This is a genomic window from Mycolicibacterium holsaticum DSM 44478 = JCM 12374, from assembly GCF_019645835.1.
GTDB classification, from domain to species: Bacteria; Actinomycetota; Actinomycetes; order Mycobacteriales; family Mycobacteriaceae; genus Mycobacterium; species Mycobacterium holsaticum.
On the sequence record NZ_CP080998.1, the window covers coordinates 2,937,540 to 2,957,155 of the forward strand.

The following is a 19,616-nucleotide window of genomic DNA, read 5'->3' on the forward strand; positions in this document are numbered from 1 at the left end:
TTACGCCTCCACGGCCTGGGCGAACCGCTCGTAGCCGTGCTCTTCCAACTCGTCGGCCAGTTCGGGGCCGCCGGACTCGGCGATGCGCCCACCGACGAACACGTGCACGAACTGCGGCTGGATGTAGCGCAGGATCCGGGTGTAGTGCGTGATGAGCAGGATGCCGCCGTCCTCGGCTTCGGCGTACCGGTTCACCCCGTCGCTGACGACACGCAACGCGTCGACGTCCAGACCAGAGTCGGTCTCGTCGAGGATCGCGATCTTGGGCTTCAGCAGCGACAGCTGCAGGATCTCGTGACGCTTCTTCTCGCCACCGGAAAAGCCTTCGTTGACACTGCGTTCGGCGAACGAGGGGTCGATGTCGAGGGCTTGCATCGCACCCTTGACCTCCTTGACCCAGTGCCGCAGCTTCGGAGCCTCACCGCGCACGGCGGTAGCGGCCGAGCGCAGGAAGTTCGACATCGACACCCCGGGCACCTCGACGGGATACTGCATCGCCAGGAACAGCCCGGCGCGGGCGCGCTCGTCGACGGTCATCGCCAGCACGTCCTGGCCGTCGAGGGTGATCGAACCGGACGTCACCGTGTACTTCGGGTGCCCGGCGACCGCATACGACAGCGTCGACTTACCGGATCCGTTGGGCCCCATCAGCGCGTGCACTTCCCCGGAGTTCACGGTGAGGTCGACACCTTTGAGGATGGGAATCTCGTCGGCCGCCTCAGTGGCGGCGACGCTGACGTGCAGGTCCTTGATTTCTAGCGTGGTCATTTAGCTTCCTTGCAATGTTTCGGTGAGCTCGAGTTCGTGTTCGATGGCGTCGGTGAGGCGCTCGCGCACGGCGGGCACGGTTATCTGCTGGATGATTTCGCCGAAGAACCCGCGCACGATCAGCCGGCGCGCCTGATCCTCGGGGATGCCGCGGGCCTGCAGATAGAACAGTTGCTCGTCATCGAAACGTCCGGTCGCACTGGCATGCCCGGCGCCTGCGATCTCACCGGTCTCGATCTCCAGGTTGGGCACCGAGTCGGCGCGCGCGCCGTCGGTGAGCACCAGGTTGCGGTTGGTCTCGAAGGTGTCGGTGCCGCTGGCCTCGGCGCGGATCAGCACGTCGCCGATCCAGACCGTGCGGGTGTCGGGCTTGGCCGATGCCGGATCGCCCTGCAGCGCACCCTTGTACGTCACCTGCGAGCGGCAGTTGGGCTCCGCGTGGTCGACGAGCAGACGGGACTCGAAGTGCTGTCCGTCGTCGGCGAAGTACAGGCCGAGCAGCACGGCGTCCCCGCCGGGCGCGCAGTAACGCACCCGCCCGGTCGTCCGGACCAGGTCGCCGCCCAGGGTGACGGCGGTGTGCCGCAGCACCGCGTCCTTACCGAGCGTGGAGTGGTGCATGCTGACGTTGACTGCGTCGTCGGCCCAGTCGGCGATCGCCACCACCTTGAGCGTCGCGGCGTCACCGACGACGAACTCGATGTTGTCGGCGTAGGTTCCGCTGCCGCGTTGGTCGATCACGATCACGGCCTCGGCGAGTTCTTCGACCCGCACCTGCAGATGTCCGTATGCCGTGGCGCCCTCCCCGGGCCCGGTCACCACGATGTCGATCGGGTCGTCCACCGCGGTGTCGCGCCCGACGGTGACGATCGTCGCGGTGTTGAACGACGAAAACGCCTGTGCGGCAACCCGGTCGGCCGGCACACCGCCATCACCCAAGCGCGGATCGCCGCGCCGCACGGTTTCCACCGTCACGCCGGGGCGCTGCGTCACGTCGATGCGCGCGCTTCCGGTGGCGGGCGCAGAGCCGTCGTGCAGCCCGCGCAGCCGCTTGAGCGGGGTGAACCGCCAGATCTCGTCGCGACCATGGGGCACCTCGAAGGCGTCGACGTCGAACGACGTGAACAGCTCCCCCTTGTTCTGGCCCTCGACGGCCGAGGTCAAGTTGTGTGTCGTCACCCAACCGCGCCTTCCATCTGCAGCTCGATCAGCCGGTTGAGCTCCAGCGCGTACTCCATCGGGAGCTCCTTGGCGATCGGCTCGACGAAGCCGCGCACCACCATGGCCATCGCCTCGTCCTCGGTCATGCCGCGGCTCATCAGGTAGAAGAGCTGGTTCTCGCTGACCTTCGACACGGTGGCCTCGTGGCCCATCGTGACGTCGTCCTCGCGGATGTCGACATACGGGTAGGTGTCGCTGCGGCTGATCGTATCGACCAGCAGCGCATCACATTTCACGCTGGACTTGGACCCGTGGGCACCCTTGTTGATCTGAACCAGACCGCGGTAGGACGACCGTCCGCCGCCACGCGCCACCGACTTGGACACGATGTTGCTCGACGTGTTCGGCGCCAGGTGCAGCATTTTCGCTCCGGTGTCCTGATGCTGGTCCTCGCCGGCGAACGCGACCGAAAGCACCTCGCCCTTGGCGTGCTCGCCGGTCATCCACACGGCCGGGTACTTCATCGTGACCTTCGAGCCGATGTTGCCGTCGATCCACTCCATCGTCGCGCCAGCCTCTGCGCGGGCACGCTTGGTGACGAGGTTGTAGACGTTGTTCGACCAGTTCTGGATCGTCGTGTAACGGCAACGGCCGCCGGGTTTCACGATGATCTCCACCACCGCGGAGTGCAGCGAGTCGGACTTGTAGATCGGCGCGGTGCAGCCCTCCACGTAGTGCACGTAGGCACCTTCGTCGACGATGATCAACGTCCGCTCGAACTGGCCCATGTTCTCGGTGTTGATCCGGAAGTAGGCCTGCAGCGGAATCTCGACGTGCACACCGGGCGGGACGTAGATGAACGAACCGCCGGACCACACCGCGGTGTTCAGTGCGGAGAACTTGTTGTCCCCCGCCGGGATCACCGTGCCGAAGTACTGCTTGAAGATCTCCGGGTGCTCGCGCAGCGCGCTGTCGGTGTCCAGGAAGATGACGCCCTGGGCTTCGAGGTCTTCGCGGATCGAGTGGTAGACCACCTCCGACTCGTACTGGGCGGCCACCCCGGACACCAGGCGCTGCTTCTCCGCCTCGGGGATGCCCAGCCGGTCGTAGGTGTTGCGGATGTCCTCGGGCAGGTCGTCCCACGTCGCGGCCTGCTTCTCGCTGGAGCGCACGAAGTACTTGATGTTGTCGAAGTCGATGCCGTCGAGGTTGGAACCCCAGTTGGGCATCGGCTTCTTGTTGAACGTGCGCAGCGCGCGCAGCCGGCTCTCGAGCATCCACTCCGGCTCGTCCTTCTTCGCCGAGATGTCACGCACCACCGCTTCGGACAGGCCGCGCTGCGCGGCGGCGCCCGCGTCGTCGGAGTCCGCCCAGCCGTAGCCGTACCGACCCAGTGAGGCGATCGTCTCTTCCTGGCTGAGTGGCTCGCCGACCTTCTGGATCTCGGGGGTGGTCGTCATCTCGACGCTCCTTGCTTGCTGGTAGTGGCTTCGGCGCGGGCTGTGCGCCGAAGGGTCGTTGGCTTGGCCTTGCCCTGCTCGGCAAGGGGTACGTGCGTGGTGCACGCGCAGTCGCCGTTGACGATGGTGGCCAGCCGCTGCACGTGCGTGCCGAGCACCTCGGCGAACGCCTCGCGTTCGGTCTCGCAGAGCTCCGGGAACTCTTCGGCCACGTGCGACACCGGGCAGTGGTGCTGGCACAGCTGGATGCCGTCCACCGGTCCGGCGACCGGTGTCGTGGTGGTGGCGTAGCCGGCCTCGGTCAGCGCCGCCGCCACCCGGTCCGCGGTGGTTTCGACGTCATCGGACCCGCCGGTTACTCCCGCCAGGATGCTGTCGATGCGCTGTCGCGCGAACGTCCGCACGGCGTCGTCACCGCCGATCTCGCGCAGTTGCCGCATCGCCGCCGCGGCCAGGTCGTCGTAGCGGTGACCGAGCTTGGCCCGGCCGGCGGCGGTGAGCCGGTACCGCTTGGCGGGGCGACCGCGCCCGCTGTGCTGCCAGGCCGCCGCAGCGCTGGACTGCGCGTCGCCGGCCTCCATCAGCGCATCGAGGTGTCTGCGCACGCCTGCGGCGGAAATACCGAGCCGATCGCCGATTTCACCTGCGGTGATGGGTCCGGATTCCAGCAGCATCTGAACGATCGCGCCACGGGTGTGGCGGTCGCTGCTGACCTCCGGAGGGATTTTCACAACACCATTGTGACGGAATTCGAAATCCCATGTAAAGCAAGGGCACCCTTATCCGCCGGGATAGTGCCTAAGATCACCCCGGTGAGCGATCAAAACCGCCGTCTGGTGCTGGCGCAACGGCCGTCGGGTCTGGTGAACGAATCCACCGTCCGTATGGAGAGTCAACCAGTACCCGAAATCTCCGATGGCGAGGCCCTGGTCAAAGTGCGCTATCTGTCCATCGACCCGACCATCCGCACCTGGATGGACGACGTGCCCAGCTATCTCCCGCCGATCCAGCTCGACGAGGTCATCCGCAGCGGCGGCGTCGGCGAGGTCATCGAGAGCCGCTGTGCGGCCTACCGCCCGGGCCAGCTGGTGTTCGGCATGACCGGCTGGCAGGACTACGCCGTCGTGGACGCCGGTGAGCGCGCGATGCGGGTGCTGCCCGACGGCGTGCCCGCGCCGCTGGCGATCGGCGTGCTCGGCGTCACCGGGATGACGGCGTATTTCGGGCTGACCGACGTGGGCGGGCTCAAACCGGGTGATGTGGTCGTCGTCTCCGGCGCGGCGGGTGCGACCGGCTCCACCGCAGGCCAGATCGCCAAGCTCAAGGGCGCCGCCAAAGTCGTCGGTATCGCGGGCGGGCCGCAGAAGTGTGCGCACATCGTCGACGAACTCGGGTTCGACGACGCCATCGACTACAAGAACGAAGATATCGCCGCCCGGCTGCGCGAAACCTGTCCGGACGGTATCGACCTGTACTTCGACAACGTCGGCGGATCGATCCTGAACGACTGCCTGGCCAACATCGCGATGCGCGGGCGTGTCGTGCTGTGCGGGGCGATCTCGACCTACAACAGCGACGGCCCGCCGCCGGGCCCGTCGAACTACCTCAACCTGCTGGTGCGCCGCGGACGCATGGAGGGGTTCATCGTGCTGGACTACCTCGACCGCTTTCCGACCGCGCAGCTGGAAGTCGGCGGCTGGATCGCCGAGGGAAAGATCAAGTCCTCCGAGCACATCGTCGAGGGCCTCGAGAGCGCCCCGGACGCGCTCAACCTGTTGTTCAGCGGCGGGAACACCGGAAAGGTGATCGTCGAGCTCTGATGGCTCCGGCCGCTACGCTGCTGTGGTGGCTGCCCGCCTCAAGTCCCTGTCCTCGTCGATCGCCCGCTGGCACGCCGACGAGCGACCGGTGGGCTCACCACTCAACGACGCCGAGGTCATCGCGCTGCGACGCACCCGGGTATTCGGAGCCACCGGCACCGTACTGATGGCCATCGGGGCGCTGGGCGTCGGCGCCCGGCCCGTGGTGCAGGACCCCACGTTCGGCGTGCGGCTGCTCAACCTGCCGTCACGGATCCAGACGGTGTCGCTGACCATGACCACCACCGGCGCGGTGATCATGGCGCTGGCCTGGCTGATGCTGGGCCGTTTCGTCCTCGGCGACCGCCGCATGTCGCGCAGCCAACTCGACCGCACCCTGCTGCTGTGGGTGCTGCCGCTGCTGATCGCCCCGCCGATGTACAGCCGCGACGTGTACTCCTACCTGGCCCAGAGCGCGATCGCCACCAAAGGCCTCGACCCCTACCGGGTCGGACCGGCCACCGGTCTCGGCCTCGATCACGTGTTCACGCTCTCGGTGCCGACGATGTGGCGCGAGACGCCTGCGCCCTACGGCCCGCTGTTCGTGTGGCTGGGCGAAGGCATTTCCGCGATCACCGGCGAGAACATCGTCGCCGCGGTGCTCTGCCACCGGCTGGTGGTGCTGCTCGGCGTCGCGCTGATCATGTGGGCGACGCCGCGGCTCGCCCGCCGGTGCGGCGTGGCCGAGGTCAGCGCGCTGTGGCTGGGCGCGGCCAACCCGCTGCTGATCATGCATCTGGTCGCCGGCATCCACAACGAGGCGCTGATGCTGGGCTTGATGCTGGCCGGCACGGAGTTCGCGCTGCGCGGCGTCGACGCCGCCACCAACCTCTTTCCGCGGCCGCTGGCGTGGCCGCACACCCGTGCGGACTGGGTGCGGTGGCGACCGCTGGCGATGCTGCTGCTCGGTGTCGTGCTCATCACGATGTCGTCGCAGGTGAAGCTGCCGTCGCTGCTGGCGCTGGGCTTCGTGGCGGTGGCGCTGGCGCACCGCTGGGGCGGCACGGTCAAGGCGTTCTTCGTGTCCGGAGGGGCACTGGCCGCGGTGTCCGTGGCGGTGATGGCGGTGATCGGCTGGGCCAGCGGGCTCGGGTTCGGCTGGCTGTTCACCCTCGGCACCGCCAACGTCGTGCGCAGTTGGATGTCGCTGCCCACGCTGCTGGCCCTGGGCACCGGCCAGGTCGGCATCCTGCTGGGGCTGGGCGATCACACCACCGCGGTGCTCGGCCTGACCCGTGGCATCGGCGTGCTGCTGATCGCGATCCTGGTGACCTGGCTGCTGCTGGCCGTGCTGCGGGGCAAGCTGCACCCTGTCGGCGGGCTCGGCGTCGCGCTCGGGATGACGGTGTTGCTCTTCCCCGTGGTGCAGCCGTGGTACGTGCTGTGGGCGGTGATCCCCCTCGCGGCGTGGGCCACCCGGCCGGCCTTCCGCAGCACGACGATCGTGGTGACCCTGCTGGTCGGGATCTTCGGGCCCACCGCCAACGGCGACCGGTTCACGCTTTTCCAGATCCTGCTCGCCGTGGTGGCCAGCACCGTGACCGTGCTGGTGCTGATGGTGCTCACTTACAACCGCCTGCCCTGGCGCAAACTGCCGACCACCGACGCACCGGCGCCGGCCGGCACGACGGCCGCGCTGCCCGACCAGCCCCCGCTACCGCCGCCACCACCGGTCAAGCCCGACGCCTACGCTGATTCTCCGTGACCCACCTTGGATCGCGGGCGGCGACGGCTCCCGTGCGCTTGCGCGGAGTCAGCAAGCGATACGGCTCGACGACCGCGGTGTCGAATCTGGACCTGGACGTGCACACCGCCGAGGTGTTCGCGCTGCTCGGCCCCAACGGCGCGGGCAAAACCACCACGGTGGAGATGTGCGAGGGGTTCACCAAACCCGACTCCGGGAGTATCGAGATCCTCGGGCTGGATCCGTTCGAGGACAATGCCGCGGTGCGGGCGCGCATCGGCGTGATGCTGCAGGGCGGCGGCGGATATCCCGCGGCCCGCGCCGGCGAGATGCTCGACCTTGTCGCCGCATACGCCGCCAACCCCCTTGATCCGCAGTGGCTGATGCAGATCCTGGGTCTGACCGAGGCGGCGCGCACGACCTACCGGCGGCTCTCCGGCGGCCAGCAGCAGCGGCTGGCGCTGGCGTGCGCGGTCGTCGGCCGCCCGGAACTGGTCTTCCTCGACGAGCCGACCGCCGGTCTGGACGCGCATGCGCGAATCGTGGTGTGGGAGCTGATCGACGCGTTGCGCCGCGACGGCGTGACGGTGGTCCTGACCACCCACCAGCTCACCGAGGCCGAGGAGCTGGCCGACCGGATCCTGATCATCGACAACGGGTCGGCGGTGGCCACCGGCACCCCCGCGGAGCTGATGCGCAGCGGCGCGGAGAACCAACTGCGGTTCCGCGCGCCGCGCATGCTCGACCTGTCGCTGCTGATCTCGGCGCTGCCGGAGAGCTACCGGGCCACCGAAACCTCACCAGGCGAGTACCTGGTCGAGGGGGCGATCGACCCGCAGGTGCTGGCCACCGTGACGGCGTGGTGCGCGCGGCTCAACGTGCTGGCCACCGATATGCGCGTCGAACAGCGCAGCCTCGAGGACGTGTTCCTCGAGCTCACCGGCAGGGAGTTGCGCCCGTGACCACCACGAATCGTTTTGCCCCAGGGACATTTTCGCCCGATCCCCGGCCGGCCACCGTGCCGAAGATGTTGGCCGCACAGTTCGGCCTCGAGCTTCGGCTGCTGCTGCGCAACGGCGAACAACTGCTGCTGACGTTGTTCATCCCGATCACGCTTCTGGTCGGCTTGATCCTGCTGCCGCTGGGGTCGTTCGGCCCGGACCGGGCCGCGACGTTCGTTCCGGCGATCATGGCACTCGCTGTGATCTCCACGGCGTTCACCGGGCAGGCGATCGCGGTGGCGTTCGACCGCCGGTACGGCGCGCTCAAACGGCTCGGCGCGACCGCCCTTCCGGTGTGGGGCATCATCGCGGGCAAGTCGCTGGCCGTGGTGGCGGTGGTGTTCCTGCAGTCGATCGTGTTGGGCGGCATCGGCTTTGCGCTGGGCTGGCGACCTGCGCTGGCCGGGTTGGCACTCGGGGCGGCGGTCATCGCGCTCGGCACCGCGGCGTTCGCGGCATTGGGGCTGCTGCTGGGTGGCACGCTGCGCGCCGAGATCGTGCTGGCGGTCGCCAACCTGCTGTGGTTCGTCTTCGCCGGGCTCGGCGCACTGACCCTGGAGGGCGGCATCGTGCCGCGGGCGGTCCAGTGGGTGGCCCGGCTGACCCCGTCCGGCGCGCTGACCGAGGCGCTGTCGCGGGCGATGACCCTGTCAGTGGACTGGTTCGGTCTGCTCGTGCTCGCGGTGTGGGGCCTGGTCGCGGCGCTGTGCGCGCTGCGGTGGTTCCGGTTCACCTGAGCCCAGCGCCGGCCGTGGCGACGGTGCTGGGCGTGGACGCCTGCCGGGGCGGTTGGGTCGGCGTGCAACTGCGCGACGGCAGGTTCGCAGGCGCGCACGTCGCCGCGTCGATCAGCGACCTCGTCGCACGGGTGCCCGCCGCGGCCGTCGTCGCCGTCGACATCCCACTCGGGCTGGCGTCGTCCGGGGAACGCGCCGCGGACCGGGCCGCACGCGCGCTGCTCGGCCGGCGCGGGTCCAGCGTGTTCATCACACCGCCGCGGCCGGTCTTCGACGAGCCCGACTACGACTCGGCCAAGCGCCGCTGCCAGGCCCTGGCGGGCTGGATGCTCAGCAGGCAGGCCTGGGGGCTGCGTGCGAAAGTCCTTGAAGCAAACCAACTTTACGACGACGGCATCGCCCTGCACGAGGTCCATCCCGAGCTGTCGTTTCAGCGGCTCGGCCTGTGCTACGAGGACGGCGGTAAGAAGACCTGGCGCGGGCAGCGGGCGCGGCTGCGGGTGCTGAACCAGGCGGGCATCGTGGTGCCCGAGGACCTCGGCGCCGCGGTCGAGAAGGTGCCGGCAGACGACGTGCTCGACGCGGCAGCGGTGGCCTGGAGCGCCGGGCGGATCGCGCGCGGCCAGGCCGTATGCATACCGGATCCGCCGCAGACCGGCGATCGCGGCCGACCGATCGCGATCTGGCACTGACCGTCGGCTCCACCCGCTACTACGAGCTGTAGTTGGGCTCGACTAGGATCGGAGCGTGCGACGCGTCTTTCTGCGGCTGGTCGATCTGCTGCCGCTACCCAGCCTGCGGACGCAGGGCATCATCGCCTTCCTGGTCATCCTGACCCAGGGCGGCATCTCGGTCACCGGAGCGATCGTGCGCGTCACCGCGTCCGGTCTTGGCTGTCCGACGTGGCCGCAGTGTTTCCCCGGCAGCTTCACCCCGGTTCCGGTGGCCGAGGTGCACCTGCTGCACCAGGTGGTCGAATTCGGCAACCGGATGGTGACCTTCCTGGTGGTGATCACCGCCGCGCTCGCGGTGCTCGCGGTCACCAGGGCCCGGCGCCGCCGCGAGGTGCTGATTTACGCCTGGCTGATGCCCGCGTCGACCGTCGTGCAGGCCGGGATCGGCGGCATCACGGTGCTGACCGGGCTGCTGTGGTGGACGGTGGCCATCCATCTGCTGGCGTCGATGACGATGGTCTGGCTTTCGGTGCTGCTGTTCGTCAAGATCGGCGAGCCCGACGACGGCGTCCTCGTCCGACGCGCGCCGAAACCGTTGCGCCAGCTGACATTTCTCAGCGGCGTGACGCTCGCCGCGGTCCTGCTGACCGGAACGTTGGTCACCGGCGCGGGCCCGCACGCCGGCGACAAGAGCGTCACCCGCACGATTCCGCGCCTCGAAGTCGAGATCACCACGCTGGTGCATATGCACTCGTCGCTTCTGGTGGCGTATCTGGCGCTGCTGGTCGGCCTGGGCTTCGGGCTGCTGGCGGTGAAAGCTCCTCGCCCGGTGCTCATCCGGTTGGCGGTGCTGCTGGTGCTGGTGTGCGGGCAGGGTCTGGTCGGTGTTGTGCAGTTCTACACCGGCGTACCCGCGGCGCTGGTGGCCGTGCATGTCGCCGGTGCCGCGTTGTGCACGGCGGCCACCGCCGCGCTATGGGCGTCGATGCGAGAGCGGGCCGAGCCCGAACCGGTCCAGGGCTGACTCCACGCCGACGACGAACGCGCGTTGCTGTCGCGCGCGGGTCGACGGGGCCAGCGTCCTCCAACCCAGGGCCGGTGCGACGAGATCAAGTGCCCGCACGCGCGGGTCGGTCCGCCCGCCGACCATGTCGACGCGGGCGTACAGCAGGTCGGCCTGCGTCATCTGCAGGCGGTCGGTCGCGGCGGACAGCGCCGCGTGGCCGACGTCCCACACTTCGAAATCCGGCTCTGCCTCGGCGCGGCCGGTGAAGGCGTGCGACTGCCTGCCGCCCAGGAACACCAGCGCGGTCTGCCCGCGCTCTACCCCGGGGTGCTCCGCCGTCGGAACGCCCGCGTCGGCCAGGTCCTGTAAATAGCGCCGTCCGGTGTTCCAGGCCACCGCATCGGGCGTGTTCACCAGGTGCCGGACCCGACGCGTCCAGCCCAAAAACTCCTCGAGGCGGTCGCCGTAGTCGCGGGCGGCACGCAGGATCACCAGGTCGGCGTGCACGGTGGCGGGATCGTCCCAGGACAGCCAGCGGGCGTGCAGCCCGTGTCGGCGCAGCGCCTCGACCAGCCCGGCGTCGTCGCCGTCGCCCCCGGGCAGCTCCGGACAGCCCGCCAAAACGATGCGGGGATGGAACACGTCGGGGCGGGCCAGCTTCACAACCGCAAGGATATTGGGAGGATGGGGGCATGCACGCTATCGAGATCACCGAGACGGGCGGACCCGAGGTCCTCACCTACGTCGAAAAGCCACAGCCCGCTCCCGGCCCCGGCGAGGTAGTGATCAAGGCCGAGGCGATCGGCGTGAACTTCCTGGACACCTACTTTCGTTCCGGGCTTTATGCGCGGGACACGCCGTTCGTCGTCGGCAACGAGGTGTGCGGCACCGTGGCGGCCGTCGGCGACGACGTGGCCGCCCTGAGGGTCGGTGACCGCGTCGTGACCGCGCAGGCCAACGGCGCCTACGCCGAATACAGCGTCGCCGCAGCAGATTTCTGCGCGTATGTGCCCGACGCGGTCGACCCGGAGGTGGCCGCGGCATCGCTGCTCAAGGGCATGACTGCGCACTACCTGATCAAGTCGACGTACCCGGTCCAGCAGGGGGACGCCGTGCTGGTGCATGCCGGTGCGGGCGGGGTCGGTCTGATCCTGACGCAGTGGGCGACCAGCATGGCCGCCAGGGTGATCACCACGGTGTCCACCCCGGAGAAGGCCGAGATGTCACGCAGCGCGGGCGCCGTCGAGGTGCTGGAGTACCCGGACGACCCCGCGGAGTTCGGGGCGAAGATCAAGGACCTCACCGACGGCGGTGTCGCGGTCGTCTACGACGGCGTCGGCGCCGCCACCTTCGACGCCAGCCTGGCCAGCCTGGCCGTGCGTGGCACGCTGGCGTTGTTCGGCGCGGCCAGCGGACCGGTCCCGCCGTTCGACCCGCAGCTGCTCAACACGTCGGGCTCGGTGTTCCTGACCCGGCCGACCCTGGTGCACTACACCCGGACTGCCGATGAATTCGCGTGGCGCGCAGGGGAACTGCTCGAGGCCATCGCCAACGGCACGCTCACCGTCACGGTCAGCGAGCGCTACCGGCTCGAGGATGCCCACGTGGCACACAGTGATCTGGAGGGCCGAAAGACCGTCGGCTCGGTGGTGCTGATCCCGTAACGGGCGCGGATCAGAAGGCTGTCGGCAGCGCGAGCACCGAGTCGATCGCCAGTGCGGCGAACACCACGGCAAGGTAGTTGTTGGACTGCAGGAACAGCCGCAGCGGTTTGACCGGCTCTCCGCGGCGCACCCCGGCGTTGAGCTGGTGGGCCATCAGCAGGAACCAGGCGCCGGCCAACAGCGCCACCGACGCATACAGCCATCCGGTGGCCAGCGCCAGCGCCAGCGTCGCGGCGACGGTCAGCCAGGTGTAGATGAGGATCTGCTTGGTGACCTGGCGCTCGGTGGCCACCGCGGGCAGCATCGGCACCCCGGCCGCCCGGTAGTCCTCCTTGTAGCGCATGGCCAGCGCCCACGTGTGTGGCGGCGTCCAGAAGAAGATGATCGCGAACATGACCAGCGCGGGCCATTCGATGGTGCCGGTGACCGCGGACCAGCCGATCATCACCGGCATGCAGCCGGCGGCCCCGCCCCAGACGACGTTCTGCGAGGTGCGGCGCTTGAGCAGCAGGGTGTAGACCAGGACGTAGAACGCGATCGTGGCACCGGCGAGGTGGGCCGACAACAGGTTGGTGGTCCACCACAGCCAGAAGAACGAGGTGACCGAAAGTGCGAGGCCGAACACCAGCGCATGGCTGCGCGGCACGGTGGCGCGGGCCAGCGGCCTGCGCTCGGTGCGCTTCATCACCTTGTCGATGTCGGCGTCGGCCACGCAGTTGAGCGTGTTGGCGCCCGCCGCGGCGAGCAGCCCGCCGACGAGGGTGTTGAGGATCAGCAGCGGGTCGACGCTTCCGCGGTGCGCCAGCAGCATCGCGGGGATGGTGGTGACCAGCAGCAGCTCGATGACGCGCGGCTTGGTCAGCGCGATGTAGCCGAGCACCTTGGTGAAGAACTGTCGCCGCAACCGGGTGGCGGTCGACGTCCGGTCCAGCGTCCCCTCGGTGAGGTGGCCTTCCCGAATGCTCACGCAGGTAACTCCCTAGAAATGGCGACAACGCGCGGCGTCTACTACAGACGATGGTAGACCTCGCCCCAACGGCGGCCTAATCCCGCCCTTGTCCTCCGCAGTTCCCTCCCCGGCTGCCTGCATCGGATGACTATCCCGCACTAGGGTGTTTTTACAAGCAGCGTGCCGTGCCCTACCCCCGACCAGGAGTGCCTAGTGACCACCCTCGAAGAGATCTCCGCCCTTACCCGCCCGAATCACCCGGACGACTGGACGGAGGTCGACTCGCGTGCCGTCGACACGGTGCGGGTGCTCGCCGCGGATGCGGTGCAGAAGGTCGGCAACGGCCATCCCGGCACCGCGATGAGCCTGGCTCCCCTGGCCTACACGCTGTTTCAGCGTCAGATGCGCCACGATCCCAGCGACGAACACTGGCTGGGCCGCGACCGCTTCGTGCTGTCCTGCGGGCATTCCAGCCTGACCCTCTACATCCAGCTGTATCTGGGCGGTTTCGGGCTGGAGCTCTCCGACATCGAGGCGCTGCGCACCTTCAAGTCCAAGACGCCCGGGCACCCCGAGTTCCGCCACACCAAAGGTGTCGAGATCACCACCGGCCCGCTGGGCCAGGGGCTGGCCTCGGCGGTGGGGATGGCGATGGCGGCGCGCTACGAGCGGGGGCTGTTCGACCCCGACGCCGCACCGGGCACCAGCCCGTTCGACCACTACGTCTACGTGATCGCCTCCGACGGTGACATCGAGGAGGGCGTCACCAGCGAGGCGTCGTCGCTGGCGGGCACCCAGCAGCTGGGCAACCTGATCGTCTTCTACGACCACAACCAGATTTCGATCGAGGACGACACCAACATCGCGCTGTCGGAGGACACCGCCGCCCGCTACCGCGCCTACGGCTGGCACGTGCAGGAGGTCGAGGGCGGCGAGAACGTCGTCGGCATAGAAGAGGCCATCGCCGAGGCGAAACGGGTGACCGACAAACCGTCGTTCATCGCGCTGCGCACGATCATCGGCTATCCCGCGCCCAATTTGATGAACACCGGCAAGGCCCACGGCGCTGCGCTCGGCGAGGACGAGGTCGCCGCGATCAAGCAGATCCTCGACTTCGACCCGGAGAAGTCGTTCGAGGTGCGTCCCGAGGTCATCGAGCACACCCGCAAACTCGTCGACCGCGGCAGGGAAGCCCACGAGAAGTGGCAGAGCGAATTCGACGCCTGGGCGCAGCGGGAAACGGAGCGCAAGGCGCTGCTGGACCGGCTGCTGGCCCAGGAACTGCCCGACGGCTGGGACGCCGATCTGACGTACTGGGAGCCCGGCTCCAAGGAGGTCGCCACCCGCGCGGCGTTCGGCCAGGTGCTCAACGACGTCGCGCCGAAGCTGCCCGAGCTGTGGGGCGGTTCGGCCGACCTGGCGGGTAGCAACAACACCACCATCAAGGGCGCCAAATCGTTTGGCCCACCGTCGATTTCGACCAAGGAATACTCCGCGGACCCGTACGGCCGGGTGTTGCACTTCGGCGTGCGCGAACACGCCATGGGCTCAATCCTGTCCGGCATCGTGCTGCACGGCCCGACCCGCGCCTTCGGTGGCACGTTCCTGCAGTTCTCCGACTACATGCGCGCAGCGGTGCGGTTGGCCTCGTTGATGAACATCGACACGATCTACGTCTGGACCCACGACTCGATCGGTCTCGGTGAGGACGGGCCTACCCACCAGCCCGTCGAACACCTCGCGGCGCTGCGGGCCATCCCGAACCTCTCGGTGGTGCGCCCCGGCGATCCGAACGAAACCGCGTACGCGTGGCGCACGATCATCGAACGCGGCGCCAACAGCGGGCCGGTCGGCCTGATCCTGACCCGTCAGGGCATCCCGGTGCTGGAGGGCACCGACGCCGCTGGCGTGGCCAGGGGCGGTTACGTGCTCGGCGGCGCGCCCGAGGAGCATCCCGACGTGGCGCTGATCGGCACGGGTTCAGAGCTTCAGCTGTGTGTGGCAGCGCAAAAGATCCTGGCGGACAAGGGCATCACCGCGACGGTGGTGTCGATGCCGTGTGTGGAGTGGTTCGAGGCGCAGCCGGTCGAGTACCGCGACAGCGTCCTGCCGCCCGCGGTGTCGGCCCGCGTCGCCGTCGAGGCGGCCGTCGCGCAGAGCTGGCACAAATTGGTCGGCGATACCGGCGAGATCGTGTCGATCGAGCATTACGGGGAATCCGCCGATTACAAGACGTTGTTCCGCGAATACGGGTTCACCCCAGAGGCTGTGGTGGCCGCCGCGGAGCGATCGCTAGACAACTGAACGGAAAGGTAGAGCAATGGCTCAGAATCCCAACCTGGCGGCGCTGTCCGCCGCGGGGGTGTCTGTATGGCTCGACGATCTCTCCAGGGACCGTCTGCAGACCGGCAACCTACAGGAGTTGATCGACACCAAGTGCGTGGTGGGCGTCACCACGAACCCGTCGATCTTCCAGGCCGCCCTGTCGAAGGGCACCGCCTATGACGCGCAGGTCGCCGAACTCGCCGCGCGCGGTGCGGACGTGGACGCCACGGTCCGAACCGTCACGACCGACGACGTCCGCAACGCCTGCGACGTGCTCGCCAAGGCCTACGAGGCCTCCGACGGCGTGGACGGTCGGGTCTCCATCGAGGTGGACCCCCGGCTGGCGCACGACACCGACAAGACGATCCTTCAGGCCATCGAACTGTGGAAGATCGTCGACCGGCCGAACCTGTTCATCAAGATCCCGGCAACCATTGCCGGCCTTCCGGCGATCACCGCCACGCTGGCAGAAGGTATTTCGGTCAACGTCACGCTGATCTTCTCCGTCGAGCGGCACCGTCAGGTCATGGACGCCTACCTGGCCGGTCTGGAGAAGGCCAAACAGGCCGGCCACGACGTGTCCAAGATCCATTCCGTCGCATCGTTTTTCGTATCGCGGGTGGACACCGAAGTCGACAACCGGCTGGACAAGATCGGCTCACCCGAAGCGCTGGCGCTGCGCGGTCAGGCCGGCATCGCCAACGCGCGGCTGGCCTACGCCGCCTACGAGGAGGTGTTCGTCGGCGGCTCGCGCTACGAAGCGCTCAAGGCCGACGGCGCCCGCGTGCAGCGCCCGCTGTGGGCGTCCACCGGTGTGAAGAACCCCGACTACGCCGACACCCTCTACGTCACCGAACTCGTCGCACCCAACACCGTGAACACCATCCCTGAGAAGACGCTGGACGCGGTCGCCGACCACGGTGTCATCACCGGTGACACCGTCACCGGCAAGGGCGCGGAGTCCCAGGCCCTCTTCGACAAGCTGGCCGGCGTCGGTGTCGACCTGACCGACGTGTTCAAGGTGCTCGAAGACGAGGGCGTCGAGAAGTTCGAGAAGTCGTGGCAGGAGCTGCTCGAGGCTACGCAGGGTCAGCTCGACGCCGCGAAGAAATGACCTCCGCGGCCCAGCGAGCCGCGTCGGGCGGCCCGGGATGGCTTAATCCGTTGCGGGACAAGCGGGACAAGAGAATGCCCCGCATCCCGGGTCCCTGTGGTTTGGTGATCTTCGGCGTCACCGGCGACCTCGCCCGTAAGAAGTTGATGCCGGCCATCTACGACCTGGCCAATCGTGGCCTGCTGCCCGCCAGCTTCAGCCTGGTGGGTTTCGCTCGCCGGGAGTGGGCCGACGAGAACTTCAGCCAGGTCGTGCATGACGCCGTCAAGAAGAATGCGCGCACACCGTTCCGCCAAGAGGTCTGGGATCGCCTGGCCGAGGGAATCCGGTTCGTCCAAGGCTCTTTCGACGACGAGGGGGCATTCGCCCGGCTCACCGAAACGCTGGAGAAGCTGGACGCGGAACGGGGCACCGCGGGCAACCATGCGTTCTATCTGTCCATACCGCCCAACGCGTTCCAGATGGTCTGCGAGCAGTTGCAGAAATCCGGCCTCGCCCGCCCGCAGAACGGCCGCTGGAGCCGGGTCGTCATCGAGAAGCCGTTCGGTCACGACCTGCAGAGCGCCCGTGAACTCAACGCCGTGGTCAACAGTGTGTTCCCCGAGGAGTCGGTGTTCCGGATCGACCACTACCTCGGCAAGGAGACCGTGCAGAACATCCTGGCGCTGCGCTTCGCCAACGAGCTGTACGAGCCGATCTGGAACGCCAACTACGTTGACAGCGTGCAGATCACGATGTCGGAAGACATCGGTCTGGGCGGGCGCGCCGGTTACTACGACGGGGTCGGCGCCGCCAGGGACGTGATCCAGAACCACCTGCTTCAGCTGTTGGCCCTGGTGGGCATGGAGGAGCCGGCCAACTTCGGGCCGCGCCAACTGCAGGCGGAGAAAATCAAGATGCTCTCGGCGACGCGGCTGATGCACCCGCTGGATCAGACCACCGCCCGCGGCCAGTACGCGGCCGGATGGCAGGGCAGCGTGAAGGTGCCCGGGCTGCTGGAAGAAGAAGGCTTCTCGAAGGATTCGACGACCGAGACGTTCGCCGCGATCGCCCTCGAGGTCGACAACCGGCGCTGGGCGGGTGTGCCGTTCTTCCTGCGCACGGGAAAGCGCCTGGCGCGCCGGGTCACCGAGGTCGCCTTGATCCTCAAGAAGGCGCCGTTCCTGCCGTTCGACAAGACAATGACCGAGGAGCTCGGGCAGAACGCTCTGGTGATCCGCATCCAGCCCGACGAGGGCATCACCACCAGGTTCGGTTCCAAGGTGCCGGGCAGCCAGATGGAGGTCCGCGATGTCAGCATGGACTTCTCCTACGGCTCGGCCTTCGCCGAGGACTCCCCCGAGGCCTACGAACGGCTGATCCTCGATGTGCTGCTCGGCGAACCCTCGCTGTTCCCAGTGAACGCCGAGGTCGAATTGTCCTGGGAAATCCTCGATCCGGTGCTGAACTACTGGGCTGAACACGGAAGACCCGAGGCCTACGAGTCGGGCACCTGGGGTCCGCCGTCGGCGTTCGACATGCTGCACCGCATGGGCAGGGAATGGAGGCGGCCGTGATTGTCGACCTGCCAGATACGACCACGAACGACATCAACAAGAAGATCACCGGTCTGCGTGAGGAAGGCGGCGCGATCACGCTCAGCCGGGTGTTGACGCTGGTCATCGTCCCCGACACCGAGAGCTGCCTCGAGGGTGCGATCGAGGCCGCCAACTACGCGAGCCGTGAGCATCCGAGCCGGGTCATCGTGGTCGTCGCGGGCGATCGCGGTGCGGCACAGCCACGGCTGGACGGCGAGATCCGCGTCGGCGCAGACGCGGGGGCCGGCGAAATCGTGGTGCTGCGACTGCACGGCGAACTCGCCGATCACGCCGAGAGCGTGGTGCTGCCGTTCCTGCTGCCCGACACCCCGGTGGTGGCCTGGTGGCCGGCCGCCGCGCCACCGGTTCCTGCCCAGGATCCGTTGGGCAGGTTGGCGATTCGAAGGATCACCGACGCCACGGGCTGCCCCGATCCGTTGGCGGCGATCAAGGGTCGGCTCGACGGCTACTCGGACGGTGACACCGATCTGGCGTGGAGCCGGGTCACCTACTGGCGGGCGCTGCTGGCGGCAGCCGTTGAAATGGAACCACACGAGCCCGTCACCTCCGCGCTCGTATCAGGGCTCAAGACCGAACCGGCGCTTGACATCCTGGCCGGTTGGTTGGCCAGCAGGATCGACGGTCCGGTACAACGGGTGACCGGTGAACTCAAGGTCGAGCTCGTCCGCGACGGTGAGACCATCACGCTGCGGCGGCCACAGGACGGGGTGACCGCCACGTTGAGCCGCACCAGCCGGCCCGAAGCGCGGATTCCGTTGGCGCGCAGGGAAGCCAAGGAGTGTCTCGCCGAAGATCTGCGCAGGCTCGACCCGGACGAGATCTACCACGAAGCGCTACAAGGCATAGGCAAGGTGCAATACACGTGAGCACGATCATCGAGAAGTACCCGGACACCACCGCCCTGGTCGAGGCCGCAGGTGATCGGCTGGTGGGAGCGATCAGCGACGCGATCGCGACGCGCGGCAGTGCGCACATCGTGTTGACCGGCGGCGGCACGGGCATTGGGCTGCTCAAACGCGTCGCGGCGCGCGGTGCCGACCTCGACTGGGCGAAGGTGCATCTGTACTGGGGCGATGACCGGTTCGTCCCCGCCGACGACGACGAGCGCAACCACAAGCAGGCCGCCGAGGCGCTGCTGGACCACATCGACATCCCTGCGGCCAACGTGCATCCGATGGCGCCCAGCGGAGGCGAGTTCGGCGACGACATCGAGGCCGCCGCAGGCGATTACGAGCGAGTGTTGGCCGCCAACGCCGAAGACGGTCAACCGGCGCCGGATTTCGATGTGCACCTGCTGGGCATGGGCGGCGAGGGCCACATCAACTCGCTGTTTCCCCACACGGCCGCGGTGCGGGAGAAAGACCGCCTGGTGGTCGCCGTGACCGACTCCCCCAAACCGCCGCCGCGGCGCATCACGCTGACGCTGTCGGCGGTGCAGCGGTCGCGGCAGGTGTGGCTCGTGGTCTCGGGCGGGGCGAAGGCCGAGGCGGTGGCCGCCGCGGTCGGCGGCGCGGACCCCGAGGACTGGCCCGCGGCGGGCGCGGTTGGCCGCGAGGCGACGGTCTGGCTACTCGACGAAGAGGCCGCCGCCGAACTCTGAGACCCGTCAGTTGTGA

Annotated in this window: 18 protein-coding genes; 12 read left to right on the forward strand and 6 right to left on the reverse strand. The window is 68.2% G+C overall.

Annotated features, from left to right (window positions below; genetic code table 11):
* The 4 genes from sufC to K3U96_RS14195 are packed head-to-tail and all read right to left on the reverse strand — an operon-like array spanning position 1 to position 4,120.
* Positions 1–768 carry a Fe-S cluster assembly ATPase SufC gene (gene sufC, locus K3U96_RS14180; RefSeq protein ID WP_069407233.1) on the reverse strand — a complete coding sequence of 256 codons (768 nt, stop codon included), beginning with the start codon at positions 766–768 and terminating at the stop codon, positions 1–3.
* Complete coding sequence (gene sufD, locus K3U96_RS14185) at positions 769–1,947, reverse strand: Fe-S cluster assembly protein SufD (RefSeq protein WP_220690115.1); 1,179 nt, start codon at positions 1,945–1,947, stop codon at positions 769–771. It abuts the gene before it with no gap.
* Positions 1,944–3,389 (reverse strand): Fe-S cluster assembly protein SufB, encoded by a 1,446-nt coding sequence (sufB, locus tag K3U96_RS14190; RefSeq protein ID WP_069406538.1) that lies wholly within the window; start codon positions 3,387–3,389, stop codon positions 1,944–1,946. The genes sufD and sufB overlap by 4 nt, the downstream gene beginning before the upstream one ends.
* On the reverse strand, positions 3,386–4,120 hold the full coding sequence (locus K3U96_RS14195) for a helix-turn-helix transcriptional regulator (protein WP_084223464.1): 735 nt from the start codon (positions 4,118–4,120) through the stop codon (positions 3,386–3,388). Before K3U96_RS14195 ends, sufB begins: the two co-directional genes overlap by 4 nt.
* A gap of 81 nt (positions 4,121–4,201) precedes the next feature.
* Between K3U96_RS14195 and K3U96_RS14200 the strand changes: the two genes are divergently transcribed.
* Genes K3U96_RS14200 through K3U96_RS14225 form a run of 6 tightly spaced genes read left to right on the forward strand, consistent with a single transcriptional unit; the run spans position 4,202 to position 10,368 of the window.
* The gene (locus K3U96_RS14200; protein ID WP_220690116.1) at positions 4,202–5,209 is read left to right on the forward strand and encodes an NADP-dependent oxidoreductase; all 1,008 of its coding nucleotides are present in this window, start codon (positions 4,202–4,204) and stop codon (positions 5,207–5,209) included.
* Between the two features lie 25 nt (positions 5,210–5,234).
* Positions 5,235–6,953 carry a polyprenol phosphomannose-dependent alpha 1,6 mannosyltransferase MptB gene (gene mptB, locus K3U96_RS14205; protein WP_220690117.1) on the forward strand — a complete coding sequence of 573 codons (1,719 nt, stop codon included), beginning with the start codon at positions 5,235–5,237 and terminating at the stop codon, positions 6,951–6,953.
* Positions 6,950–7,894, forward strand: coding sequence for an ABC transporter ATP-binding protein (locus K3U96_RS14210; RefSeq protein ID WP_275080526.1), 945 nt, complete (start codon positions 6,950–6,952; stop codon positions 7,892–7,894). The genes mptB and K3U96_RS14210 overlap by 4 nt, the downstream gene beginning before the upstream one ends.
* Entirely contained in the window at positions 7,891–8,670 is a 780-nt protein-coding gene (locus K3U96_RS14215) for an ABC transporter permease (RefSeq protein WP_220690118.1), read from the forward strand. Before K3U96_RS14210 ends, K3U96_RS14215 begins: the two co-directional genes overlap by 4 nt.
* A 32-nt stretch (positions 8,671–8,702) precedes the next feature.
* A complete protein-coding gene (locus K3U96_RS14220) occupies positions 8,703–9,362 on the forward strand; it encodes a DUF429 domain-containing protein (RefSeq protein ID WP_230982146.1) in 660 nt (219 codons plus the stop codon).
* A gap of 55 nt (positions 9,363–9,417) precedes the next feature.
* Entirely contained in the window at positions 9,418–10,368 is a 951-nt protein-coding gene (locus tag K3U96_RS14225; RefSeq protein ID WP_220690120.1) for a COX15/CtaA family protein, read from the forward strand.
* Here the strand turns inward: K3U96_RS14225 and K3U96_RS14230 are convergent.
* Positions 10,318–11,013: a DcsG N-terminal domain-containing protein gene (locus K3U96_RS14230; protein ID WP_220690121.1), complete on the reverse strand. Its 696-nt coding sequence runs from the start codon at positions 11,011–11,013 to the stop codon at positions 10,318–10,320. The genes K3U96_RS14225 and K3U96_RS14230 overlap by 51 nt on opposite strands.
* Positions 11,014–11,042: 29 nt before the next feature.
* On the opposite strand from K3U96_RS14230, the gene K3U96_RS14235 reads away from it, so the two are divergent.
* The gene (locus K3U96_RS14235) at positions 11,043–12,014 is read left to right on the forward strand and encodes a quinone oxidoreductase family protein (protein WP_220690122.1); all 972 of its coding nucleotides are present in this window, start codon (positions 11,043–11,045) and stop codon (positions 12,012–12,014) included.
* Between the two features lie 10 nt (positions 12,015–12,024).
* Here K3U96_RS14235 and K3U96_RS14240 read toward each other — a convergent pair whose 3' ends face one another.
* Entirely contained in the window at positions 12,025–12,981 is a 957-nt protein-coding gene (locus K3U96_RS14240; protein ID WP_372515025.1) for a heme o synthase, read from the reverse strand.
* 195 nt (positions 12,982–13,176) lie between these two features.
* Here K3U96_RS14240 and tkt point away from each other — a divergent pair, with 195 nt between their 5' ends.
* Genes tkt through pgl form a run of 5 tightly spaced genes read left to right on the forward strand, consistent with a single transcriptional unit; the run spans position 13,177 to position 19,600 of the window.
* Complete coding sequence (tkt, locus tag K3U96_RS14245) at positions 13,177–15,267, forward strand: transketolase (protein ID WP_220690123.1); 2,091 nt, start codon at positions 13,177–13,179, stop codon at positions 15,265–15,267.
* A gap of 16 nt (positions 15,268–15,283) precedes the next feature.
* Positions 15,284–16,402 carry a transaldolase gene (gene tal, locus K3U96_RS14250; protein WP_069407898.1) on the forward strand — a complete coding sequence of 373 codons (1,119 nt, stop codon included), beginning with the start codon at positions 15,284–15,286 and terminating at the stop codon, positions 16,400–16,402.
* Positions 16,399–17,958, forward strand: coding sequence for a glucose-6-phosphate dehydrogenase (gene zwf, locus K3U96_RS14255; protein ID WP_069407897.1), 1,560 nt, complete (start codon positions 16,399–16,401; stop codon positions 17,956–17,958). Before tal ends, zwf begins: the two co-directional genes overlap by 4 nt.
* Positions 17,955–18,866 carry a glucose-6-phosphate dehydrogenase assembly protein OpcA gene (gene opcA / locus K3U96_RS14260; RefSeq protein ID WP_220690124.1) on the forward strand — a complete coding sequence of 304 codons (912 nt, stop codon included), beginning with the start codon at positions 17,955–17,957 and terminating at the stop codon, positions 18,864–18,866. Before zwf ends, opcA begins: the two co-directional genes overlap by 4 nt.
* Positions 18,863–19,600, forward strand: coding sequence for a 6-phosphogluconolactonase (gene pgl, locus K3U96_RS14265; RefSeq protein WP_220690125.1), 738 nt, complete (start codon positions 18,863–18,865; stop codon positions 19,598–19,600). The genes opcA and pgl overlap by 4 nt, the downstream gene beginning before the upstream one ends.
* Positions 19,601–19,616: the final 16 nt, after the last annotated feature.